The organism is Rickettsia honei RB (assembly GCF_000263055.1).
Lineage (GTDB): Bacteria > Pseudomonadota > Alphaproteobacteria > Rickettsiales > Rickettsiaceae > Rickettsia > Rickettsia rickettsii.
Genome location: NZ_AJTT01000002.1, coordinates 173,267 through 197,522 on the forward strand (window position 1 = coordinate 173,267; position 24,256 = coordinate 197,522).

The following is a 24,256-nucleotide window of genomic DNA, read 5'->3' on the forward strand; positions in this document are numbered from 1 at the left end:
TAGTGGATATTAAGTTAGGAAAATATAAGCCGACAAAGGAAGAATATATAAAAAGCTTTAAAGATATGCTCCTACTGCGTCGTTTTGAAGAAAAATGCGGTCAGTTATACGGAATGGGAGAAATCGGTGGTTTTTGTCATTTATATATAGGGCAAGAAGCAGTAATTTCTGCAGTAGATATGGTTAAACAAAAAGGTGATAGCACTATTACTAGCTATCGTGACCATGCTCATATTATTTTAGCAGGAACTGAGCCTAAGTATGTTCTTGCCGAGCTTATGGGGCGTGCTACAGGTTGCTCGAAAGGTAAGGGTGGCTCGATGCATTTATTTAATGTACCAAACAAATTTTACGGTGGACACGGTATAGTAGGGGCTCAAGTACCGATAGGCACAGGGCTTGCGTTTGCTGCAAAATATAACGATACGCATAATATTTGTTTTACTTTTTTAGGTGACGGTGCCGTTAATCAAGGTCAGGTATATGAAGCTTTTAATATGGCTGCTTTATGGGGTTTGCCGGTAGTTTATATTATTGAAAATAACGAATATTCGATGGGGACGTCTGTAGCACGTTCTACCTTTATGCGTGATTTATATAAGAAAGGGGCATCGTTTGGGATTAAAGGATTTCAGTTAGACGGTATGGATTTTGAAGAAATGTATGACGGCTCTAAGCAAGCAGCCGAGTATGTTAGAGAAAATAGCTTTCCTCTGATATTAGAGGTAAAAACTTATCGTTATCGTGGGCATTCGATGTCCGACCCGGCAAAATATCGTAGTAAAGAAGAAGTTGAGCAATATAAAGGGCGTGATCCGTTGGTAATAATAAGAAAAACGATACTCGACAATAAATATGTAACCGAAGCGGATTTAAAAGCAATAGAACAGTCGGTAAAAGAAATTATGAAAGAAGCAGTAGAATTCTCAGAAAATTCACCGCTACCTGATGAAGGGGAGTTGTATACACAGGTGTACTGTTAAGGCGTCATTGCGAGGAAAAACTGTAAGTTTTGACGCAGCAATCTCAGGAATTTGTTATGATTTCATGAGATTGTCAGGCAGCCTACGGCTGCTCGCAATGACATTCACGCAGGCAAGCCTCCTTGCAATAACGTTTAATTTAATCAAATAAAAAAGAAAAATGCAAATAACGGTACGTGAAGCGTTGCGTGATGCCATGCAAGAAGAGATGATAAGAGACGACAAGGTTTTCGTCATAGGTGAGGAAGTTGCAGAATATCAAGGAGCTTACAAGGTAACTCAAGGATTACTAGAGCGATTTGGTCCTAAGAGGGTAATTGATACACCGATAACGGAATATGGTTTTGCAGGGCTTGCAGTCGGAGCAGCTTTTGCAGGACTTCGCCCGATAGTAGAGTTTATGACCTTTAACTTTGCTATGCAAGCATTCGATCACATAGTTAATTCAGCTGCAAAAACGCATTACATGTCAGGCGGGCAGGTCAAATGTCCGATAGTATTTAGAGGACCAAACGGAGCAGCAAGTAGAGTAGCTGCACAACATAGCCAAAATTATACAGCTTGCTATTCCCACATTCCGGGATTAAAAGTAGTAGCTCCTTACAGTGCAGAAGATCATAAAGGACTTATGCTTACAGCTATTAGGGACGATAATCCCGTTGTTTTTTTAGAAAATGAAATTTTATACAGTCATAGTTTTGATGTGCCGGAAACAATCGAGCCTATACCCTTTGGTCAGGCAAAAATTTTAAGAGAGGGTAGTAGTGTCACTATAGTAACTTTCTCGATTCAAGTAAAACTTGCCTTAGATGCTGCAAATGTTGTGCAGAATGATAATATTGATTGTGAGGTTATTGATCTTCGCACTATTAAACCGCTTGATACTGAGACAATAATAGAATCAGTGAAAAAAACTAATCGTTTAGTTGTAGTGGAAGAAGGGTGGTTTTTTGCAGGTGTTGGTGCAAGTATAGCTTCTATTGTTATGAAAGAAGCATTTGATTATTTAGATGCTCCGATAGAGATTGTAAGCGGCAAAGATCTTCCCCTTCCTTATGCTGTTAATTTAGAAACACTAGCTCTGCCGAGTGAGAGTGATGTAATAGAAGCCGTTAAAAAGGTTTGTTATTATAGTATTTAATGTATTAGCTTAGTTTTTTTGTCATTGCGAGCAACTGAAAGGAGCGTGGCAATCTCATAAAGCAAGATTCCAGAGATTGCTTTGTCAAAACTTACAGTTTTTTCTCGTAATGACGATGTCAACTTTTTTAGGCATATCTATTTTGCAGCTCTTTTACGGTCGTTAGGGTCAAGTAGAGCTTTACGTAAACGAATAGATTTCGGTGTGACTTCAACTCGCTCGTCATCTTGTATATAGCTGATTGCCTGCTCTAACGTTAAAAGCATTGGCGGAGTTAGCCTTATGGCTTCGTCTTTACCTGTTGCTCTAACGTTGCTCAGTTGTTTCGCTTTTAGTGGGTTTACCTCTAAATCATTATCACGATTATGTTCGCCGATAATCATGCCTCTATATACTTTGTCACTAGGGTTTATAAACATTTTCCCCCTTTCTTCTAGATTCCATAGAGCATATGCGACTGCTGCCCCGTCACCGTTAGAGATAAGCACACCGTTACGTCTTCCCTCGATATTTCCTTTATAATCAGCATATCCATGGAAAATACGATTCATAATCCCTGTGCCTCGTGTTTCGGTTAAAAACTGGCTGTGATAGCCGATTAACCCTCTAGACGGTCCGATAAACGTAACACGGCTTTTACCGCCGCCTGACGGCCTCATATCAGTCATTTCGGCTTTTCTCAGTGCTAAAGATTTTACGACTACTCCAACATAATCATCATCAACGTCAACTTGGATTTCTTCCATCGGTTCTTGCTTATTACCTTTCTCATCAGTTTGGAATAATACTTCGGGTCTGCTAATAGATAGCTCAAATCCTTCACGACGCATAGTTTCAATTAAGATACCAAGTTGTAACTCACCACGCCCTGCAACTTGGAAAGCATTTTTCTCGGCAGCTTCAGTAACTTTTAAGGCAACGTTACTTTCAAGCTCACGCATTAACCTAGCTCCAATTAAGCTCGACGTAACTTTTGTCCCTTCGCTTCCTGCAAGCGGTGAGTCATTAACGCTAAAAGTCATGGATAAAGTCGGCGGATCGATAGGTAGAGACGGTACGGCCTCGGTTACCTCAGGGGAGCAGATAGTATCGGCAACGTTGGCGTTTTCAACGCCTGCTACGGCAATAATATCGCCGGCTGTAGCATCATTTATAGCGATTCGCTCTAAGCCTCTAAAGGCTAATATTTTAGTGATACGTCCGGTTTCAAGTACTTTATTCTCACGATTTAATACTTTTACGTTTTGGTTAATTTTAACAGTGCCGCTTTGTACACGACCTGTTAAAACCCTACCGAAGAAAGAATTATATTCTCTAGTAGTAACAAGCATAGAAAACGGTGCTTTGTCATCGGCTAAGGGTTTTGGTACATGCTGTACTATAAGGTCGAAAAGCGGTGCTAAATCATCTGCTAAATTGTCTAAAGGATTAATTTTATCATCAAAGGTTAAAGATGCTCTACCTGCTCTACCTGATGCATAAACTATAGGGAAGTCAAGCTGATCGTTGTTTGCTTCAAGTGCTACAAATAGCTCAAATACTTCATCGATAACTTCTTTAATTCTTTGGTCATCTCTATCGATTTTATTAATAACGATAATAGGTTTTAAGCCGAGATTTAACGCTTTAGAAAGCACGAATTTTGTTTGCGGCATTGGTCCTTCCGATGCATCGACAAGTAGCACTACACCGTCAACCATGCTAAGGATGCGTTCTACTTCACCGCCAAAATCGGCGTGTCCTGGCGTATCAACTATATTGATACGGATATCGTTCCACATAAGAGCAGTGCATTTGGCAAGTATCGTGATTCCACGCTCACGCTCAAGATCGTTAGAGTCCATAGCACGCTCAGCAACTGCTTGGTTAGCTCTAAATGTTCCGCTTTGTTTAAGCATGTTATCAACAAGCGTAGTTTTTCCATGATCAACGTGGGCAATAATTGCTATATTACGAATAGATGTCATCTTTAAAAATTCTCACAAGTTTACAATAGTTTTTCGTATTATACACTAAAATACCAAAAATTGGAATATAAGTTCTTGAAAAAGAAATTGATTTAACTGTAGAATAAAAATTACTAAGAATTTTTAAACTTTAAAATAAGAGAAATTAATGAACGATAATACAGTTTTATTTATATTTGATTGTGACAATACTTTATTTGGACATTCGCATAATTATATCGGAGAGAGGTTAGGAGGTTTAATAGCACGTAATATACAACATCGCTTTTTTAGCTCCTATGAAGAACGAGAGCAAGAAAAAGTTAGGCTTGAGCAAAAATTTTCTATAGAGCTGATGGAGAAATTCCTAGATAATGAAAATTTAGGTTGGAAAATGAAGAGCAAATAGCACGCCTTTTTAAGAATATTATATTATCCGGTCATAAAATAGTCTGGTCATAAAATAGCTATAGCATCATTTAATGATTATCCTCATGCTGTAAAATATGCATTAGCAAGGTTACTAGGAAAGGAAGATGCAGCAAAAATTTATATAAAATCAGCTTTACCTTCTAATAATTTTGAAGAAATACAAAATTGTACTAAAAAAGAATATATAAGAGAAATAATTAATAATACCGAAATAACTGTCAATGCTGCAAAAGACTATGGTATTACAGTAGTTTTGGTTAAGAACAAAGGAACAGAGCATATTCATGAAGCTTTTTTTTATATGAATTTAATGAAATGAACAGCATGAAATTTATGTTGAGCTAGAAGAACCGGCTACTGAACCTTTGCTTAGTGATGGAGAGAGTACCTATTTAAGTCCTGAAGCAATAAAAGCTATTTCGTTTGAACCTATTTCTAGTGATTATTATTCGGATGGCGAATATATACCATGGGGAGGCGGGAATGTGCCAATGTTAGGTAAAGGTTAAGTTTTTAATTATAGACAAATTGCTTGATGTTATTTATTCTTAGATTAATAAGGGTGTTGCTCCAGTGTCATTCCCACGTAGTCGGGAATCCAGTCATCTTGAATGTCATCCCGCGACTTGATCGCGGAATCTCAGGATATTGCCTGTGACACAAGATCCCGTGGTCAAGGCACGGGATGACAATTTTAGCCGATACCGTTTAACCTAAAAGGATCAAGGATGATATACCGAATATTATGTTTATGCATATTTATAATAAATTTCTCAACGATTACGGAGGCACAAAATGTGCCAATTAAAGAAGATAATTTTAAAGTTAGAGTAGCTGTTGCTGATGTACAATCTATATTGGAAGGTTCGATCGCTATAAAAGATTTGCGTAATAAAATCGAAAAGCTTAATCATAAAATTCAAGAGAATATTGCTGCAAAAGAAGCAGAATTTAAACCGCTGGAAGAGAAGCTGCTAAATGAGCGTTCTCATTTAAGTGAAACTGAATTTGAGCATAAAGTAAACGAATTTAATGCAAAAGTTAGCCACGTTAGAAAAGAAATTCAGATTAAGAAAACAAAGCTTGAACAAGCCCACGCTGAGGCTATGAGTAGAGTCCATGAAACAACTATTACAATAATTAGTGAACTTGCCGAGAAATATAACCTTAATTTGGTAATTCCAAGTGCTCAAGTCTTATATGCCAAAAATAATTTGAATATAACTTCCGAAGTGACTTTTATGTTGAATGAGAGATTAAAAGAAGTAACGATAAACTATTGATAGTGTTGTATGGATTTTTGTGTGTCATTCCCGAGTAGGTGGTAATCCAGAAAAATAACTTCAATATTACAGAAGTTACATATTTGATAAAATAAATCTATAAAAACTAGTTTTTATAGATTTTACTGGATTCCCGCCTACGCGGGAATGATATAAACAAGAGAGTATTTAATATGGCAGAATTTACACCGATTACAATTGCATACGGGGACGGTATAGGTCCTGAAATAATGGAGGCAGTGCTTTATATATTACGTAAAGCCGAGGCTCGTATTCGTTTAGAAACCATTGAAGTAGGTGAAAAGCTTTACAAGAAGCATTATACTTCAGGCATAAGCGAGGAAAGCTGGGAATCAATACAACGCACCGGTATTATACTTAAAGCCCCGATTACTACTCCGCAAGGTGGAGGATATAAGAGTTTAAATGTCACGATTCGTAAAACATTACAGCTTTTTGCTAATATTCGTCCTGCCGTTTCGTTTCATCCTTTTACTAGAACATTACATCCAAATTTGAACCTAACTATTATACGTGAGAATGAGGAAGATTTATACGCAGGTATAGAATACCGTCAAACGCACAATATGTATGAGTCAATGAAGTTGATAAGTCATACAGGATGTGAGAAGATTATTAGATATGCTTTTGAATATGCAGTAAAAAATAACCGTAAAAAAGTCATGTGTTTAAGCAAAGATAATATTATGAAATTTTCCGATGGGGTTTTGCATAAAGTATTTAATGAGATTGCAAAAGAATACCCGCAAATTAATAACGCGCATTATATTATCGATATCGGGACGGCAAGGCTTGCTACCAAACCGGAAATATTTGACGTTATCGTAACTTCTAATTTATACGGTGATATCATATCTGACGTAGCTGCTGAAATTTCAGGCTCGGTAGGTCTTGCAGGTTCTGCAAATATTGGGCAGCATTATGCGATGTTTGAAGCGGTACATGGAAGTGCTCCCGATATTGCCGGTAAAGATATCGCAAATCCGTCAGGGCTTTTAAATGCTGCAATAATGATGCTAGTACATATAGGGCAGGGTGATATTGCTACATTAATCGAAAATGCTTGGAAAAAAACTATAGAGGATGGCGTTCATACAGCCGATATATATAACGAGCAGAGTTCTAGTAAAAAAGTCGGTACAAAAGAATTTGCCGAAGAAGTAACGAAAAGATTAGGACAGTTACCGACAAAGCTACCTAAAGCAGATTATCCCTTAATTGCTGAGAAGCAAGAAAGCAATATAGATTATAAAATTGATACTAAAGAAGTTAAGAAATTGGTTGGTACGGATATATTTGTGAATATGAATGTATCTTCCGCTCATGATATAGCAGATAAAATTAATAAACTTGATCTTGGTAATTTTGAGTTAAAAACAATCTCGTCAAAAGGATTAAAGCTGTGGCCTCGTGATACAAGGTTTGAAACTGTTTCCGATCATTGGTGTTGTCGTTTTATGAATAAAGACGGTACAGAAATAAAGCATTTAGATATAACAAGATTGCTTGAAGCTTTAAGCACAGCAAATATCGATTTTATCAAAGTAGAGAATCTGTTTGAATTTGACGGGGTTGCAGGTTATAGCTTGGCTCAAGGTGAGTAAAAACGTCATTGCGAGTGAACTTTAGTTCGTGAGGCAATCTCAGGACTTGTGCATGAGATTGCTTCGTCAATTATTTCATAATTTCCTCGCAATGATGAAAAAAGGATAAACACAATGACACTATACTATATAGGAATTTTATTAGTAATTATTGGATTATTTGCTATATTTTCAGGAATAATCGGTTTTTTTAGATTTCCTGATTTTTATACTAAATTACATGCAGCAAGTGTTATTGAGAGTTTCGGCGTGCCTATTTGCTTAATAGGTTTTGCGTGCATTGAAGCAGATATTGTGAACTCTGTTAAATTAATTTTAGCGGCTTTATTGATTTTTATACTAAATCCGGTAGCAACTCATGCACTTGGTAAAGCATCTTTATTTATGAAAATTAGAGCTGATAGTACCGTCATTGCGAGGAAAATTACGAAGTAATTGACGAAGCAATCTCAGGATGCTTGATAAGATTGCCACGTCGAAATTACGTTTCTCCTCGCAATGACGTTAAATTTTAATAACCATATGACAGTAAAGACAGCTTTAAATTTTGATCTCGGCAATTACCTACTTAACTTAATTGCTTTTTTATTGATCTTAATCTCGATAAAAATAATTTTTGCTAAAGATTTACTAAATGCAGTGATTGCTGCTTCTGTATTTAGCTTATTAATTGGTGTATCCTATCTTATTATGGATGCTCCTGATGTCGCAATGACCGAGGCAGCACTTGGAGCTTGCTTATCAACATGCGTATATTTGAATTTGTTGCGTAAATTACCTTCGGATTTAAAGAATATTGAGAGAACTAATATTATTCCAGCAAGTTTAATATGTTTATTGTTTGTAGTAATTCTTGCTTATATGGGGCTAGAATTACCGAATTACGGTGATGATCATGCTCCTATTCATATGCATTCAAGTAAATATTATATCGAAAATACCTCTAGAGATATAGGTATACCTTCTTTTGTTGCGGCTATTCTTGCAAGTTATCGTGGATATGATACTTTAGGTGAAACTAGCGTAATTTTAATTGCAGGAATTGCCGTGCTGTTGATATTTTCAAGAAAGTCTGATGATGCCATACCGCGACTTGATCTCGGTATCTCAGGACACAGCAGGCGATACAAGATCCCGTGGTCAAGCCACGGGATGACAAATCCAATAATAAAATATATTACTAGTTTTATAATACCTTATATAATTTTATATAGTATATATATTCAGCTTAACGGTGAGTCTTCGCCGGGTGGTGGGTTTCAAGCAGGTGTTATATTTGCATCTAGCCTTATTGCTTATGATTTAGTTTACGGTAACCGAAAATTAAGCCGATATTTTCCTCCTAACGTGCTAGTTTGTATTGCGGTTTTAGGTGTAGCAATATATGCAATTGTAGGAACAATATCACTCTTTTTTAACGATAATTATTTAAATTATTATTCACTAACAAAGTTTATCAATGATAAGCTACTTGCTCAGCATATTGCGATAGTTATTGTTGAAATTGGTATAGGTTTAACTGTTGCAGCTATTATGTACTTAATTTACAACGTATTTAATAATTATGAATAGTCTATTTGTACTAATTAAGCGTGAATTGATAGTGCAGAATCGCATTAATAATATAATTAAATATCTAGTTATATTTTTTTATTTTGCATAATTAGTACTGTTTTAATTAACAGTGAAAGGGACATTAACAAATTCGGTTTAATTTTTTCGGTCATTTGTTTATTAATTTCATTAATCGGTTTTTCTTCGGTTATATTTAAATCTGATTTGGAAGACGGAAGCTTAGAGTTATTATTATCAATTGTTAGTCATGAAAAAATTATATTGGCTAAATTTTTTGCTATATTTATCAGTAGTACGATAGGGCTGGTTTTTGTTTTACCCATTATTTATGTCTTGTTTGATAAAACTTTGCTTGAGATAATATTTTTCTTTATTAGTGTATGGATGATATTAGTGTTATCAAGTAGTTTAGTAGTGTTATCCGGTAGTGTGCAATGTTATTTTAAGAAGAATGCTAACTTTGTCGGTACGTTTATCATGCCGTTATTAATTCCGAATATTATAATGACAGGTTTAATATTACAAGATAATAACTTACAATTAATTTTTATTATGATAGGAATTAATTTAGTATTTTTACCGATTTCATTCTTCTTGAGTTCCTGTTTAATTAAAAATATTTATAATATTACGTGATTTTGCTTTATTTTTACTAATGTAGTGATATAAAATAAGATGAATATTATTAATAAATTTTTTGAGCAAAATATATGTGGCAGGCTTTACGAAGGTTAATGGCAGCAAATCCTATGGGATTTTTTCTGTGGTCTATTATCACTAAATGGTATTTAATTATAGCAGTTGCTTCCTTAATTACTTTATATTATACAGTATTGGGCTTAAAAAAAATTGGGTTTATAGATTATTTTACTGAAACTACAGTCGAGATATTAGATACAACTAAAGCAGTTGCTCAAAATTGTACTACAAAACTCGGTCCTAATTGGAATCGTTTAGTTAGTTTTTGGAATTGCTTAAGTGATCCTGGCGAATATAAGCATGAAGAAGGGACAGGAGCAAAAGTGTTAGAAGATGAAATAAATAAGCTTACGCCAAAACAAGCAGATAGTGCTGTAGACGCTGAACGTCCTATAATAAATCCTTATGAAGCACTAGAAAATCCAAATAATCTTAATCGTACCCCAAGCGGTAGTGATAATAATCGTTAATTTATGTCACTTTAATATTTATATGTCGGATACTGAAGATAATAAAAACAAACAAACAACACGTCGTGATTTTATGGTTCTAACGGCTAGTAGTGTTGCAGCAATTGGGGCAGCATGTACTCTTTGGCCTCTCGTTGATTCTTTGAACCCTTCTGCGGACGTGCTAGCTTTATCATCAATTGAGGTTGATTTATCAAATATTGCGGTAGGTCAAACAGTTACGGTTAAATGGCAAGGTAAACCGGTTTTTATCACTAACCGTACGCCTGACAAAATAGCTGAAGCAAGAGCCGTTAAAATGTCAGAGCTGATCGATCCTGAAGCAGATGAAGCACGTGTGAAAGCAGGGCATGATAATTGGCTTGTGACGATCGGGATCTGCACGCATTTAGGTTGTGTACCGCTTGCTAATCAAGGTGAATATGATGGATGGTTCTGTCCGTGCCATGGTTCACAATATGATTCTTCAGGTAGAGTTAGAAGAGGTCCTGCTCCTTTAAATTTAGCTGTGCCGCCTTACACTTTTATTAGCGACAAAAAAATTAGAATCGGGTAATTATTTATGAATGAAGATATTACCCCTAAAAAGCCTAATGCTATTATAGAATGGATAGATTATCGTCTTCCTATTTTTGCGTTCCTAAAGCATTTTAGTCATTATCAAACTCCGAAAAATCTTAGCTATTTGTGGAATTTAGGCTCTATTGCCGGTATTGCGTTAGTGATTCAGATAATCACCGGCGTCATACTTGCTATGCACTATACTCCGCATGTTGATCATGCTTTCGATAGTGTTGAGCGAATCATGCGTAACGTGAATTACGGTTGGTTACTGCGTTATACTCATGCGGTAGGTGCATCGATGTTTTTTGCCGCCGTATACTTACACATAGCAAGAGGTTTGTATTACGGCTCTTATAAAGCACCTAGAGAACTGCTTTGGCATATCGGTATCATCATTTTTCTAACCATGATGGCTACTGCTTTCATGGGTTACGTGCTGCCTTGGGGGCAGATGAGCTACTGGGGAGCAACGGTTATTACTAATTTATTTTCCGCTATTCCGTTAATAGGGGAATTCATAGTTACGTGGTTATGGGGTGGTTTTTCTGTTGATAACCCGACATTAAATAGGTTCTTCTCACTGCATTATTTATTGCCGTTTATTATTGTTGCTTTAGTGATGCTGCATTTAGTGGCCTTGCATCAGCATGGTTCAAATAACCCAAAAGGTATAGATGTTAAAAGCCCTAAAGATACTATTCCGTTCCACCCTTATTATACCGTAAAGGATTTTGTCGGTTTCGGAGTTTATTTCATAATATTTGCCTATTTTATTTTTTACGAACCTAATTATTTAGGACATCCCGATAATTACATTCCAGCAAATCCGTTAGTTACGCCTGCCCACATTGTTCCTGAATGGTATTTTCTGCCGTTTTATGCAATACTTAGAGCCGTGCCGTCTAAGCTTGGTGGGGTGCTATTAATGTTCGGAAGTATATTTGTGTTATTTTTACTACCTTGGCTTGATACTTCAAAAGTTAGAAGTAGCAATTATAGACCGATATACCGAATGGCTTTTTGGATATTTATGGCAGATTGTTTATTGCTTGGTTATTTAGGCGGGCAGCCGGCAGAAGAGCCGTATATTACCATTAGCCGTTTTGCTGCTTGTTATTACTTTTTTCATGTCTTAGTAGCTCTGCCGCTGATAGGTAAATATGAAAAACCGCTGCCATTGCCGGAGGAGTTGTAAGAGTTAAGTCATTGCGAAGAGATGTCATTGCGAGGAAATTGCATAGCAATTGACGAAGCAATCTCAGGAGTTTGTTATTATTTCATGAGATTGCCGTGTAGCCTATGGCTGCTTGCAATGACGTTTTTTGTATTATACAAATTTATGAAGTAACCAATAGTATATTATAGTAACTAATAAGAAAAATGGTATACTCTATACTGGTGTTACTTTTAATTTAAAAAAGAATATATCAACACAAAAATGATACAATTAAGGAGTTTAGTAAAAATTGCAAAATTTTAGTATTTTATGAGATTAATCAACTATGAATTCAGCAATAAATAGAGAAAAACAAATTAAAGCCGGTTTAAGAAACAAAAAAATTAAATTAATAGAACAAACAAATATAAATTGGGATGATTTGTATAATGAAATTATTCTGTAATAAAAACATCATTGCAAGGAAAGACAAAATCTCAACACAACAATCTTATAAAATAATATATAAACTCCTGAGATTGCTTCGTCAACATTTTCAATTTTTCCTTGCAATGACGACTCAAAAAAATTTATGAAAACTAAACTACTTATCTCTATCATCATACTACTAACTTCGTGCTTAAGTTTAGCCAACGAAGAAGTATTACATCCAAAAAAGATGAAGTGGTCGTTTGACGGCGTATTTGGTACAGTTAATCGTGAAGCAGCACAAAGAGGTTTTCAGGTCTATAAAGAAGTTTGTAGTGTCTGTCACGGTTTAAACAATTTATATTACCGTAATCTTAAAGATATCGGCTTTTCGGATGACGAGATAAAAGAGATTGCCAAAGGCTATACGATACAAGACGGACCTAATGATGATGGTGAGATGTTTGACCGTCCCGCTTTTCCCTCTGATCGTTTTGTACCTCCTTACCCTAATGAGCAAGCAGCAAGAGCAGCTAATAACGGTGCCCATCCTCCTGATTTATCGTTGATAATAAAAGCACGTCATGACGGAGCTAATTATATATATTCGCTACTTACCGGCTATACCGAACCGCCGGCAGATTTTAAGCTGATGCAGGGAACTCATTATAATCCCTATTTCCCTGGCGAGCAAATAGCAATGCCGCCGCCGCTTACAGACGGGCAGGTAACCTATATGGACGGTACTAACGCAAGTGTAGAGCAGATGTCGCAAGACATTGTGGTATTTCTACAATGGGCAGCTGAGCCGGAAATGGAACATCGTAAATCTATGGGTCTTAAAGTTATGATGTTTTTAGCGGTATTTACTATCTTTTTCTATATTGCAAAAAACCGCATTTGGTCTAATTTAAAGTAATTGTTGAGTGGATCAGTTTTCCTATTATTGGCGTTGTTGCATGGATCATTAAACATGTTCGATGTCATTTCTGCGAAAGCAGGAATCTAGTTTTTTAATCTAATTATAAATTTTTATATAGTTTGCTGTGTTTTTATCATTTTTTACTGGATTCCTGCTTTTGCAGAAATGACATAAATAATCAGTCCATGCTGCCCCTTGTTGCCTCTTTCTTAGTATAATGACTTATCTTTTATACTTATCCTAAAATTTATATAGATAGGTATTTATGATTACTTTACTTGTGGCGATAACAGGATTTATGAGTTCAATAATTCCTGACATTTTGAAAATATATAAAGATATTAACGACAAAAAACACGAGATAAATATTTTAGACCGTCAAATTGCTAATAACAAAAACTTAATCAGTCTAAAACTTTTACAGAGCTTACCATATCACAAGAAATGGCATAGCAATACTCTCTGTACTCCACTTATAAATCAGGTGTTAGTTGGGTTGATGCTTTAAATGGCTCGGTAAGACCCGTGCTTGCCTATAGCTTTTTTGCAATGTATGGAGGAGTTAAATATGTTCAATATAAATCGTTAAAAAGTTCTGCTCTGCTAGTTGAATATCTAGATATATTATGGAGCATAGAAGATCAAACTATTTTTGCGGAGATTATTAGTTTTTATTTTGGGCAGTGTACTTTCAGCAAATTATGGAAATATAAGACTTGAATTTTAAATAGATAATTTTATATATTTAAATATATAACTAACAAAATTAATGGTGGTTTTATGTTAAAGAGCGTAAGATTATATATTCCGTCTATAGCAGCTATGATTTTATCTAGTAATATTGCAATAGCTAATAAGAATTATGATTCCGGTAATGCAACGCCACTGCGTCAGGTAGCAGATTTAATAGATAATCAAATTACAAATATTGATAATTTATTTAAAAATAGATTGCCGCTTTATGAATCTAATAGCATAAAAAGCAATTTTATTACTAAAGATAAGAAGTATATTATTGTTATGGAAGTACCTGGCTTTGATAAAAGTCAAATTAAGGTTAAAGTAAACGGTAATAAATTATTTATTACAGGGAATATAGAAGAAAAAAATAAAGCTGATGATTCAGATAATTATATGAATAAAAATTTTAATTATGTAATATCATTATATGAAGATGTAGATCAGGCAAATATCTCGTCAAGCCTTAAGAATGGAATACTTACTATTATTCTACCTCGTATTGAGATTAAAGAACAAGAAGCAAGAGAGATAGTCATTGATTAATCAAGCATTGCTAAATATTAGCATTTAATTTTTCTGAAACAAAACCTTTCTCTATATAGTTAGGTAATTTTATTAGCTTATGCTTTAGTTCATTATCTACTCCTATGGTTTCAAATTTTCGATCGACTAAGAACATTATAGGTTTAGTGTTATGAATAAAGCAGAAGTCAAAATTCGGTTTGTTATCAAAATATCGATTAACACGAGGAAAATGATAAGCATGAGTAACAATAGCAATTGCGGCATTACTTAAGTCAATATTACCGTTTTCATGCTCTTTATATAGAGTGTTAAATTGTCCGCGCCGGTATTGGTTTGGTATTCCGGCAGCGTAAAAATATAAAAATTTTCTTTTGGATAATCGGTAATAATATTTTTATCAAGCGCTTCTTGTAGTCATTTATTATCATACGCTCCGCCGTTAAACAAAATCATCGGTCCGTATTTTTTCAATTCTTCATATGTTAGGCTAGATATTTGCTTATCAAGTTTTTTAGTTGCTACTGCTCTTGCAATCTCTATCTATGCCAAGCCTCATCCTATTATATCCGTCCTCTTTATCTGCAGCCTCTATATTTTGAGTATCGGAATTGATAGGTATTTTGATATAAGAATGTCTTGCAGATTTTTTCATTAGCAGGATCAAACTCTAGATTATTTACGGTTATTACCTGCTCAAAATGTTTATTTTGAGTAAATTTTTGATAACTCTGAAATCCTAGAACCGAGGCTATAGCTATAATAAATATAGAAATAGCAGTAGTAAAGTTTTTCTAGTTTTGCATGTTGCGATAAAAATAATAAGGTTGAAATATGAAAAGGTCATACCAAAGCTTGACCATGGTATCAAGAAAAATAACTTTTAGTAATTTATTCGCTTTTTAGCTTTGCTAGATCTTGAGGGGTAGGCAGGAATTTTTCAAGCTTTTTAGGTAATGTTGCTGTAAGCTTAAATTGTGTACTCCTATTGGTTTTGGATGCCTTCTATAGCGTATTCTACAGTAATACCTTGTTTTTCTTCGCACAAAATTAATCCAATTTTAGGATTGTCCGAATTATCTTTAATTGTGCGCTCCATTAAATTAAGATAAAAATTTAGTTTACCGGCATATTCCGGCTTAAACTTGCCGGTTTTTAATTCGATAACAACATACATAGCATTTGAGTTTTATGTGATAAAAAACTAAATCCAAATAATAATCTTCTCCCTCAAGTTCTATATGATACTGATTGCCAACAAATGCAAAACCTTGTCCTAACTCTAATAAAAAGTTTTTAATATTATCTATTAATTTATTTTCTAAATCTCGTTCTATTATTTTACCTTGAATATCTAAAAATTCTAAGTTATACGGTTCTTTTATAATCGACCTGGCTAAATCGGACTGTAGCTCAGGTAAAGTATTGGAAAAGTTATTTATACCTTTCGCTGAGCTTTCATGTAAATTACTTTATAATTTGCAAAGATAATACATTTCTTGACCAACCATTTTCGATGGTTTGTTGTGCATACCAAATTCTTTGATTTATATTTTTTAGTTTTGAAAAAATAATAATATTATGACTCCATGGGATTTCTCCAACCGCCTGTTGGAGAATTTGGTCATTATTATATTCTGCAAAAAACTGACGCATATAAGAAAGGTTTTGATATGATAATACTTTAATTTTAGGAAATTCTTTACGCAAATCATCAGAAATATTTTGAATCACTTTTGATCCCCATTTTTCTTTATTCTGACGTTCTAAAATTAATTTTCCTATATGCCAATAAAGAACTATCAATTCTTTATTTGCTGCTAAATGGGCTCTAATACGAGCTTTGCTAATTTCTTGTTTTAAATTTTTAATTAAATTAGTATATGATTCATTACTTAAAGTATTGCTCATTGATTTTCACTACTTCTTACCACCCGCATTTATAGCAAGGTTTGCGGAAACAAATTCTTCAAGGTCACCGTCAAGCACCCCTTTAGTATCGGAAGTTTCATAATCGGTACGTAAATCTTTTACCATTTGATAAGGTTGCAAAACATATGATCTAATTTGGTGTCCCCAGCTATTATCGGTTTTAGAGGCATTCTGCTCGTTAACGCTATCGGTACGTTTTTGCATTTCAAGCTCATAGAGTTTGGCTTGAAGCATTTTCATAGCTTGAGCTTTATTTTTATGCTGCGATCTATCGCTTTGGCATTGTGCTACCGTACCGGTCGGTATATGAGTGATACGTACAGCTGAATCGGTAGTATTAACGTGCTGCCCGCCGGCTCCCGATGCTCTAAAAGTATCGATTCTTAAATCTTTATCCTCAATAGTAATTGCTATATTATCATCAATTTCGGGATATACCCAGCTACTTGCAAAGCTAGTCATTCTTTTACCGGCTGCATTAAACGGAGAAATACGCACTAATCTGTGAACGCCAGCTTCGGTCTTAAACCAGCCGTAAGCACGCTTTCCTATTATCCTAATCGTACATGATTTAATGCCTGCCTCTTCGCCGTTAATCATATTGATTATTTCGGCTTTAAAGCCGAGTCTTTCGGCAAAACGCAAATACATACGCATCATAATAGACGCCCAGTCATGGCTTTCAGTTCCCCCGGCTCCAGCATTAATCTCTAAAAAGCAATTATTACCGTCTGCTTCACCTGAAAACAAACATTCCGTTTCAAATTTGGCAGCAATGATGCTTAAATTTTTTAAGTCCTGTTCAATTTGTGAAAGTGTTTCTAAATCGTTTTCGGCTTCAGCCATTTCTTCAAGTTCTAAAGCATCTTTTAAATTGGATTTGAGTTTATTAAAAGCGTTTAGTTTTTCTTCTAAATTACTTTTTTCTCGCAGTAATTTTTGAGCATTAGCCTGATCATTCCATAAACTAGGATCGGCTGTTAACTCTTCTAACGCGTTCAGTCTTTCAGTTGATGCTTCAACGTCAAAGTGACCTCCAAAGTAGTTCTAAAGACTGCTCAATTTTTTTTACATAATTTTCTATTTCAGCTCGCATTATTTTTTCCTGTTATAAATTTCGATTTTGTTATATATTATCGTGGTTTAGTGTCATCCTGCGACTTGATCGCGGGATAACAGACAATAAACAAATGCAAATTATATCACAATAATTATGAATCATCAAAAATATATAAGGAACTTCTCAATAATCGCCCATATTGATCACGGTAAATCTACGTTAGCCGATAGGTTAATTGAACATTGCGGCGGCTTGCAGGCTAGGGAAATGAGCCAGCAAGTGCTAGATTCGATGGATATTGAAAAAGAGAGAGGTATAACTATTAAGGCACAAACCGTGCGGCTTGTATATAAAGCTAAAGACGGTAACACCTACTATTTGAATCTAATGGACACTCCCGGGCATGTCGATTTTGCTTATGAAGTTAGTAGGTCACTTGCTGCTTGTGAAGGCTCGTTATTGGTAGTTGATAGTACGCAAGGAGTAGAAGCACAAACGCTTGCCAATGTTTACCAAGCAATCGAGAATGATCATGAGATTGTACTGGTGCTTAACAAGCTTGACCTACCGGCGTCAGAACCTGAACAGGTTAAGCAGCAAATAGAGGATATAATCGGAATCGATACAAGTGAGGCTGTGCTAATCTCTGCTAAAAGCGGTATAGGGATTGATTTAGTTTTAGAGGCTATAGTAAAGAAATTACCTCCGCCAAAAGAAAGTAGTTCTGATATTTTGAAAGCTTTGCTTGTTGATAGTTGGTATGACCCATATCTTGGCGTGGTTATTTTAGTACGTGTTATTGATGGCTACTTACGTAAGAATATGCGTATTAAAATGATGGCTACTAACTCAGTTTATACCGTTGAGAATGTTGGCTATTTTACTCCGAAAAAACATATTTCGGATGTTCTGCATGCAGGCGAAATCGGCTTCTTTACTGCGGCTATAAAGCAAGTAGCGGATTGTAAAGTTGGGGATACTATCACTGATGAAAAAAAGCCTTGTGAGCAAGCTCTACCGGGTTTTAAACCAAACTTACCCGTAGTGTTTTGTGGCCTTTATCCAACGGATAGCTCGGAATTTGAGCATCTAAAGGATTCACTGGCTAAATTACGCCTTAATGATGCTAGTTTTGAGTATGAAATGGAAAGCTCTTCGGTACTCGGAGTAGGTTTTAGATGCGGCTTTTTAGGGCTGTTACATTTAGAGATAATCCAAGAACGTTTAAGTAGGGAATTCGCTTTAGATTTAATCACTACCGCTCCAAGCGTGGTGTATAAAATTCATATGCGGGACGGTGAGAACTTAGAGATACATAACCCAGCAGATTTGCCTGATGTACAAAAAATCGAATCAATGGAAGAGCCTTGGATTAAGGCAACTATAATGGTACCTGATGAGTTTTTAGGTGCGGTACTATCGCTTTGTACGGAAAAGAGAGGGATGCAGCTTGATCATAGCTATATAGCAAATAGGGCTAAAATAATTTATAAATTACCGCTAAATGAGATAGTTTACGATTTCTACGATCGTTTAAAAAGCTGTTCTAAAGGTTATGCAAGTTTTGAATGGCAAATGGATGTTTATGAACCTTCCGAACTTGTTAAGCTTGGGATTTTGGTTAACGCAGAGGTGGTTGATGCACTATCCACAATCGTACACCGCTCACGTGCCGAGCAAAGGGGGAGGGCATTATGCGTAAGGTTAAAGGATTTAATACCGAGACAGCAGATTGATATAGCAATTCAAGCAAGTATAGGTAGTCGTATTATCGCTCGTGAGACTATTAAAGCCCTACGTAAAGATGTTTTATCTAAATGTTACGGCGGTGATATAAGTCGTAAACGTAAATTACTTGAGAAACAAAAAGCAGGTAAAAAGAGAATGAGACAGTACGGTAATATCGAAATTCCGCAATCTGCGTTTATTGCAGCTTTAAAAATAGGTGATGACTAAAACTTTTTTATTTTATATAAAGAAAACGCTAGACGTTATAATAAAGATTTGTTATAAGGAAGTATCTGAATCTTCCAGATGCTTCTAATGTTCCTCGGTAGCTTAGTGGTAGAGCAAACGGCTGTTAACCGTTCGGTCGCTGGTTCGAGTCCGGCCCGGGGAGCCATTCCTCAATTTTTGACAACTTTACGAATGAATCAAACGGCGAATGCAGCATAAAGTCAAGCTTTTTGCCTGTTAATTTAATTGAAAACACAGTTTTTATTATGTGTCTTTTTCCCTCAGCATTCGACAAAACAAAATATTGATGTGCATTGGCAACTAAATTTAGTACATCTATCATTTTGTCCGTAAAACAATCATCACCTTTATTATGCTCTGCTATCTCTAACATTACTTTATCACGACGTGTTGTTAATTTATATTTATCTTCCTCGTATTCTTCATTTATAAATATACCTTCTAAAAGTTTACTTCTAAGCTTATCAAGGCTATTTTTTACACTGATAAGCTCTTTATTTAATTCTGTTATTCTTGTGTTATAATAATCTTTTTCATATTTTGCCGATTCTTTAACACTTTTAATTATTTTGCTCAATAAATCAGGCTCAATATACATTGATGCAAAAACTTTTTCTATTTGTTCTATAATTCTTTAGTAACAATAGGCTTGTAAATGTTGAGGGTAGTATTTGTTGCCTTTTTTATAATGTATTACTCCGTGATAAAAAGTATTATTTAATATTTTATGTCCGGCAATGGGGCGTATTAGGTGTGTTAGTTAACCCTTATGCACTTGGTACAGGCGACAGTATAAGAAATAAGATTTATGCAGGATATCGATATTGCCATAAGACATCCTGAATCTTTTGCCGTTGCTAGGAAATGATCAACTAGCTTTTCTTGCTGCTTCCATAGTACGAATACGATTTTAATATGAGGCCATTCATTACGCTATGCTAATTTTAAATCATATCTTGCTTGTAAATTAATTCATAACTGGGCTGAAGTGTGAAAATATTTACCTAATCTCAGTGCCATATCAGTCGTAAGAGTGCGTTTGCCATGCACTAGCAACGCCAAGTAAGAAATCATCGCCTATTTAACTATCAAAACCGACAGTACTGCTGGTTGAGTTAGATTTATAACCGCTTAGATTATTTTGTGCCTTTTGAGGACTATTGCCGACAAAAGGACTAGTAGCCCACGTACCGAAATCTACTTTTGTCTCATCACCGGCAGAAATAGAGAATATTTTTAAAGACATAGATACGGAAGAAAAGATAAGGGAGTTGTTTGATAAAAATTATCAAGTTCAAGAAGAAAAAATTGATAATATAGTTAAGTCACTAAATGAAGAAAATAAGTTTGCGATACTTCGCAGAAATCTAACTAATAAAAGTACCTCAGAAATAAAAATATAGTTGAGAAAATAAACAGAATGCAAGTTGATATAGGTAAAGTATTGTTACTCGGTAGTGCAGGAATAGGTAAAATCACGTTAATGCATTATCTATCTTATAAATGGGGAAAAGAAAAACTATGGAGCAACAAATTTGATTATGTATTTAGAATCAGGTTAAAGGAATTGTTAAGCTGGACAGTACGTTATGGTACTAATATAGATGATGATATACTAAGTTGTTTTGTCCATTATTGTTTAGATTCTAAAGATATACAACTTGAAGATATAAAAAGCATACAAGATAAAGATAGGATATTATTACTACTGGATGGTTATGATGAGGTAGCGTTTTTATCACAGAGTAATCGTGATTACCGAGATATTATGGATTCGGTATTTCAGTATAAAAATATCGTAATGAGTTCTAGGCCTAATGCGGTTATAGAAGAAATGAGCAACAGATTTGAGCAGAAAGTAGACAATACAGGCTGGGATAGTGAGGGAATAGAGCAATATGTACATAAAAATTTTGAGTATGATAAAGAGCTTGGAACACCATTAAAAATCTTTTTGGATACTCATGGCCAAATAAAAGAAATATGTGCAGTTCCTATCAATACTGCATTAATATGTTTGGTTTGGAGCGATCAAGCAATAAGGGATCAATTTCAAAAAAAACAGTAATCAAGATTTTAATATAAGTCGTTTATATAGTGAAATAATAAACTGACTTAATAATAGGCATCTAGAAAAAAACAAATTATTATTTCACTATATAAACGACATAAATATAAAAATAAAACTGAAGCTGATAATCACTTAAAAAACAAAATGAGTTTTTTAGAGCAAATAGCTTATGAGTCGTTTGTTGCAACAGGGAAGTGAGTAGAGAACAAAGTAGTAGAAAGCAAGAAAGATATATTAGATATAGACGAAGTTATAGAACAAGGGCTATTAAGAATAGAAGGGCAAAATTTTCAATTTATTCATTTAACATTTCAAGAATATCTAGCTGCATGTTATTTAAAAAATCAGTTAGCAGATAACAACACAAAATATACAGCAGCAAATTTTATAGGTGCGCATCGAAACGATCCGAAATATCTAATGACTCTGAAGTTTCTAGCAGGGATGGTAAGTAATGAAAATAATCAAGAGTTAATAGAAATATTTTGGAAAGCTGTAACATGTAATGTGGATAGGATATTAGAGTTAGGGATTGAAAGAAAGATTATACTCTTAATGCATTTATTAGCTCAAAGCAACATTAACGGGAATTTTGATAGTAGAATACCGAATTTAAAACAAATACAAAATTTAATAGATGAAGTTGTGCTAAAAGATATTACAGGTTGGGAACAACATATAATAGACAGTGGTTATTTATCGGAAGCGATTGTTAAAACAGTAAAAAAATTACAAAATAAAAAAACTGACCCTCAAGAATTTAAAAAAGTTATAGGAATCATCACAGGATTAGCAAATAAGAAATGAATGGGGCAGTAAAACAAAAATTTATAAGAAGTTAACAAGCCTATTAGAAATTAAAGATGAACAATTACAAAAATTAGCCCAAATATTAGATGAGACGATAGATAAGACAGTATTACAGGAAAGTTTAAAAAAATAATACCGTTATTAAATAAAAAGGTATTAAATGAATATGTAAATATAATATTGATTGAAATAATTAATATTATGCCTAATTTAGATACTAATATAGCACCCAAGGCATTTAATGCACTGCAAGAATTATTTAATGATCCTATAGAAAATTTCAAGTTCGAGGCAGTTTCAGTTTTAGTTGAAATAGTAAAGGCAAAGCCTAGTTTAGTAAAAGAGGCATTGAACATATTGAAAACACTAATCCGTAATGCCTAATGATGTCAAATTTGATACTGTGCAATGTTTAAAATCAGAATAACTATTTGGTAACCCTAATAATGAAATTTTATATCAAGCTACTCGAGAAGCTTAACTGAAATGCTAAGTGTAATGTATGAACAATAAGCTTTAAATACACTGTAAGATCTACTAAATGATGCTAATATTTATATTAAGGCTACGGCTGTTGTAAGCTTATAGTTAATATATATTGTACCAAATTTAACATTAGCAATATTTAGTATATTGAAAGAAGTATTAAACGATTCCGGCAACGAAGTCAAAATTGTAGTTATTTGGAGCTTAACTGAAACAGTACGTATAAATCCTAGTTTAGCCCAAGAGACATTAAAAATATTGAATACACTACTTAATAACCCTAGTAATTATATTGAATTCACAATCGCCAAAATCCTAGGTTGGATAATACAAATAAACCCCAATATATCACATGACGCATCTAAAATACTGAAAAATTTATTTAGTAATTCTGACAAATCCGAGTCTGCTTTAAGTTTAGTTGAATTAGGAAAGGTAAAACCGGTAGAAGAAGCATTTAAATTGTTCAAAGATATACTCAGTGACCCTTATGTTGACAGATATGCTAAGTATGCAGTTGCTGTAAGTTTAATTAATATAATAAATGTAAGATCATTTGATAAAGCTAGTTATAAACAAGTTAATAGGTTAATAAAAATAATTGATCTACATAGAACTCAAAATTTTGATAAGGATTTATATTTAGAAATAGACGCCAAAACCACTCTAAACACAATAACCGATTACATCACTCAAGAATATGAAAAAAGTAAAAATCCTGAAGTAATAGAATGGTTTATTGCGAGTTTTAACGAATTACCGAATATAAGCGAAACGCAAATCTTTTTAAAAGAAATATGTAAAAGCATATTAAAAAGCGGTGTGATAAATGAGTTGAGAGTAAGTTTATTTTAATGGTATAAAGAAATATAATTTTACTTTTACGGTATCGGTTAGTAAAGCACCAGGAATAGAAGGCAAGATAATATTTGAAGATAGAAACTATGAAATATTTACAACCGATAATTCAGCAAGCAAAATAGTAAGTTTAGAGGAGTTTATAACTAAATTACTTGCAGAAACAGACGATCCGTTAGCAGAACAATATAAAATAAACCTCTATTCCTAAACAAAGGATTAGCTCTTAAAATAGCAGCAAGTGATATTAATTACGTAAGTAGTATTACAACTGAAAAATATCTTTTATCTCATGCAGCTGATAATAAAGATAAGTTCTTAATGTTGTTAGAAAAAAGAAGTATTTTCAGTGATCATCTAATATATAAATTTGGTGAGGATAATTTAAAGAAAATAGCCACTATTTCTATTTATCCAGCAGAAATTAACACAGAACTAAGAGGGCAACTATTTAACGAATTAGCAGCCCAAGAACAATGTGATTGCTTTATTAAGAATGAAAAGCTTAAGCCTGAAGAAGAAAAACAGATATTTAAACATAGTAGTAAGATGAAGTTTGCAAGTGAAATAATTC

Annotated in this window: 27 protein-coding genes, 1 tRNA gene and 4 pseudogenes; 24 read left to right on the plus strand and 8 right to left on the minus strand. The window is 34.3% G+C overall.

What is annotated here, in order from left to right; translation table 11 throughout:
- Positions 1-2: 2 nt before the first annotated feature.
- Both pdhA and WSW_RS0103215 read left to right on the plus strand, forming a co-directional pair.
- Positions 3-983, plus strand: coding sequence for a pyruvate dehydrogenase (acetyl-transferring) E1 component subunit alpha (gene pdhA, locus WSW_RS0103210; RefSeq protein WP_016917051.1), 981 nt, complete (start codon positions 3-5; stop codon positions 981-983).
- Between the two features lie 160 nt (positions 984-1,143).
- Entirely contained in the window at positions 1,144-2,124 is a 981-nt protein-coding gene (locus WSW_RS0103215) for a pyruvate dehydrogenase complex E1 component subunit beta (RefSeq protein WP_016917052.1), read from the plus strand.
- 137 nt (positions 2,125-2,261) lie between these two features.
- Here WSW_RS0103215 and typA read toward each other — a convergent pair whose 3' ends face one another.
- Positions 2,262-4,091, minus strand: coding sequence for a translational GTPase TypA (gene typA, locus WSW_RS0103220; protein ID WP_016917053.1), 1,830 nt, complete (start codon positions 4,089-4,091; stop codon positions 2,262-2,264).
- A 148-nt stretch (positions 4,092-4,239) separates the two neighbouring features.
- Between typA and WSW_RS0103225 the strand changes: the two genes are divergently transcribed.
- The 14 genes and pseudogenes from WSW_RS0103225 to WSW_RS0103295 all read left to right on the plus strand — a co-directional run bounded on the left by WSW_RS0103225 (position 4,240) and on the right by WSW_RS0103295 (position 14,509).
- Positions 4,240-4,479 (plus strand): HAD family hydrolase, encoded by a 240-nt coding sequence (locus WSW_RS0103225; RefSeq protein ID WP_016917054.1) that lies wholly within the window; start codon positions 4,240-4,242, stop codon positions 4,477-4,479.
- A 388-nt stretch (positions 4,480-4,867) separates the two neighbouring features.
- Complete coding sequence (locus tag WSW_RS1000000111980; RefSeq protein ID WP_014410497.1) at positions 4,868-5,011, plus strand: hypothetical protein; 144 nt, start codon at positions 4,868-4,870, stop codon at positions 5,009-5,011.
- Positions 5,012-5,230: 219 nt separating this feature from the next.
- On the plus strand, positions 5,231-5,785 hold the full coding sequence (locus WSW_RS0103235; RefSeq protein WP_010977007.1) for an OmpH family outer membrane protein: 555 nt from the start codon (positions 5,231-5,233) through the stop codon (positions 5,783-5,785).
- 173 nt (positions 5,786-5,958) lie between these two features.
- Complete coding sequence (locus tag WSW_RS0103240) at positions 5,959-7,410, plus strand: NADP-dependent isocitrate dehydrogenase (RefSeq protein WP_012150566.1); 1,452 nt, start codon at positions 5,959-5,961, stop codon at positions 7,408-7,410.
- A gap of 114 nt (positions 7,411-7,524) precedes the next feature.
- Positions 7,525-7,845 (plus strand): Na+/H+ antiporter subunit G, encoded by a 321-nt coding sequence (locus tag WSW_RS0103245; RefSeq protein ID WP_004996272.1) that lies wholly within the window; start codon positions 7,525-7,527, stop codon positions 7,843-7,845.
- Positions 7,846-7,908: 63 nt separating this feature from the next.
- Positions 7,909-8,982, plus strand: coding sequence for a DUF4040 domain-containing protein (locus WSW_RS0103250; protein ID WP_016917055.1), 1,074 nt, complete (start codon positions 7,909-7,911; stop codon positions 8,980-8,982).
- Positions 8,975-9,621: pseudogene (locus WSW_RS1000000109280) on the plus strand (heme exporter protein CcmB). The gene WSW_RS0103250 and the pseudogene WSW_RS1000000109280 overlap by 8 nt, the downstream one beginning before the upstream one ends.
- 74 nt (positions 9,622-9,695) lie before the next feature.
- Positions 9,696-10,154, plus strand: a complete 459-nt coding sequence (locus WSW_RS0103260) for a DUF2670 domain-containing protein (RefSeq protein WP_016917056.1) — start codon at positions 9,696-9,698, stop codon at positions 10,152-10,154.
- A gap of 22 nt (positions 10,155-10,176) precedes the next feature.
- Entirely contained in the window at positions 10,177-10,710 is a 534-nt protein-coding gene (gene petA, locus WSW_RS0103265) for a ubiquinol-cytochrome c reductase iron-sulfur subunit (protein WP_004996261.1), read from the plus strand.
- A 6-nt stretch (positions 10,711-10,716) separates the two neighbouring features.
- Positions 10,717-11,913, plus strand: coding sequence for a cytochrome b (locus WSW_RS0103270; RefSeq protein WP_016917058.1), 1,197 nt, complete (start codon positions 10,717-10,719; stop codon positions 11,911-11,913).
- Positions 11,914-12,220: 307 nt separating this feature from the next.
- Positions 12,221-12,340 (plus strand): GIY-YIG nuclease family protein, encoded by a 120-nt coding sequence (locus WSW_RS1000000112925; protein WP_016917059.1) that lies wholly within the window; start codon positions 12,221-12,223, stop codon positions 12,338-12,340.
- Positions 12,341-12,466: 126 nt separating this feature from the next.
- Positions 12,467-13,222, plus strand: coding sequence for a cytochrome c1 (locus tag WSW_RS0103280; protein ID WP_016917060.1), 756 nt, complete (start codon positions 12,467-12,469; stop codon positions 13,220-13,222).
- A gap of 301 nt (positions 13,223-13,523) precedes the next feature.
- On the plus strand, positions 13,524-13,733 hold the full coding sequence (locus WSW_RS1000000109290) for a hypothetical protein (protein WP_238528470.1): 210 nt from the start codon (positions 13,524-13,526) through the stop codon (positions 13,731-13,733).
- 272 nt (positions 13,734-14,005) lie between these two features.
- Positions 14,006-14,509: an Hsp20/alpha crystallin family protein gene (locus WSW_RS0103295; protein WP_016917062.1), complete on the plus strand. Its 504-nt coding sequence runs from the start codon at positions 14,006-14,008 to the stop codon at positions 14,507-14,509.
- A 10-nt stretch (positions 14,510-14,519) separates the two neighbouring features.
- Here WSW_RS0103295 and WSW_RS1000000113580 read toward each other — a convergent pair whose 3' ends face one another.
- The 7 genes and pseudogenes from WSW_RS1000000113580 to prfB all read right to left on the minus strand — a co-directional run bounded on the left by WSW_RS1000000113580 (position 14,520) and on the right by prfB (position 17,516).
- On the minus strand, positions 14,520-14,645 hold the full coding sequence (locus tag WSW_RS1000000113580; RefSeq protein WP_016917063.1) for a hypothetical protein: 126 nt from the start codon (positions 14,643-14,645) through the stop codon (positions 14,520-14,522).
- A gap of 113 nt (positions 14,646-14,758) precedes the next feature.
- Positions 14,759-14,944 (minus strand): annotated as a pseudogene (locus WSW_RS1000000112930) (hypothetical protein).
- A 58-nt stretch (positions 14,945-15,002) separates the two neighbouring features.
- Positions 15,003-15,143, minus strand: coding sequence for a hypothetical protein (locus WSW_RS1000000111985; protein ID WP_016917064.1), 141 nt, complete (start codon positions 15,141-15,143; stop codon positions 15,003-15,005).
- 236 nt (positions 15,144-15,379) lie between these two features.
- Positions 15,380-15,702, minus strand: a pseudogene (locus tag WSW_RS1000000113880) (PDDEXK nuclease domain-containing protein).
- A gap of 15 nt (positions 15,703-15,717) precedes the next feature.
- A pseudogene (locus WSW_RS1000000113885) lies at positions 15,718-15,930 on the minus strand (PDDEXK nuclease domain-containing protein); the annotation flags it as partial.
- Positions 15,931-15,955: 25 nt separating this feature from the next.
- Positions 15,956-16,399, minus strand: coding sequence for a DUF1016 N-terminal domain-containing protein (locus tag WSW_RS1000000112945; protein ID WP_016917066.1), 444 nt, complete (start codon positions 16,397-16,399; stop codon positions 15,956-15,958).
- Positions 16,400-16,408: 9 nt separating this feature from the next.
- Positions 16,409-17,516 (minus strand): peptide chain release factor 2 gene (gene prfB / locus WSW_RS0103320; RefSeq protein ID WP_156793057.1). Its coding sequence is split into 2 segments (ribosomal slippage): positions 16,409-17,446 and positions 17,448-17,516, totalling 1,107 coding nucleotides; the frame shifts between segments, so codons are not numbered across the junction.
- A gap of 117 nt (positions 17,517-17,633) precedes the next feature.
- Here prfB and lepA point away from each other — a divergent pair.
- The 8 genes from lepA to WSW_RS01000000108175 all read left to right on the plus strand — a co-directional run.
- Positions 17,634-19,436, plus strand: coding sequence for a translation elongation factor 4 (gene lepA / locus WSW_RS0103325; RefSeq protein ID WP_016917068.1), 1,803 nt, complete (start codon positions 17,634-17,636; stop codon positions 19,434-19,436).
- Between the two features lie 91 nt (positions 19,437-19,527).
- Positions 19,528-19,602 (plus strand) — tRNA-Asn (locus WSW_RS0103330).
- 1,015 nt (positions 19,603-20,617) lie between these two features.
- Complete coding sequence (locus tag WSW_RS1000000111990) at positions 20,618-20,860, plus strand: hypothetical protein (RefSeq protein WP_167316244.1); 243 nt, start codon at positions 20,618-20,620, stop codon at positions 20,858-20,860.
- 17 nt (positions 20,861-20,877) lie between these two features.
- Complete coding sequence (locus tag WSW_RS1000000110555; RefSeq protein WP_238528472.1) at positions 20,878-21,525, plus strand: NACHT domain-containing protein; 648 nt, start codon at positions 20,878-20,880, stop codon at positions 21,523-21,525.
- 423 nt (positions 21,526-21,948) lie between these two features.
- The gene (locus WSW_RS0103350; RefSeq protein ID WP_029374964.1) at positions 21,949-22,335 is read left to right on the plus strand and encodes a hypothetical protein; all 387 of its coding nucleotides are present in this window, start codon (positions 21,949-21,951) and stop codon (positions 22,333-22,335) included.
- A gap of 204 nt (positions 22,336-22,539) precedes the next feature.
- On the plus strand, positions 22,540-22,722 hold the full coding sequence (locus WSW_RS1000000111565; protein WP_156793058.1) for a hypothetical protein: 183 nt from the start codon (positions 22,540-22,542) through the stop codon (positions 22,720-22,722).
- Positions 22,723-22,971: 249 nt separating this feature from the next.
- A complete protein-coding gene (locus WSW_RS0103360) occupies positions 22,972-23,679 on the plus strand; it encodes a hypothetical protein (protein ID WP_016917072.1) in 708 nt (235 codons plus the stop codon).
- Between the two features lie 324 nt (positions 23,680-24,003).
- Positions 24,004-24,256, plus strand: a 253-nt coding sequence (locus WSW_RS01000000108175) for a hypothetical protein (protein WP_032850227.1), incomplete at its 3' end; no start/stop codon positions are given.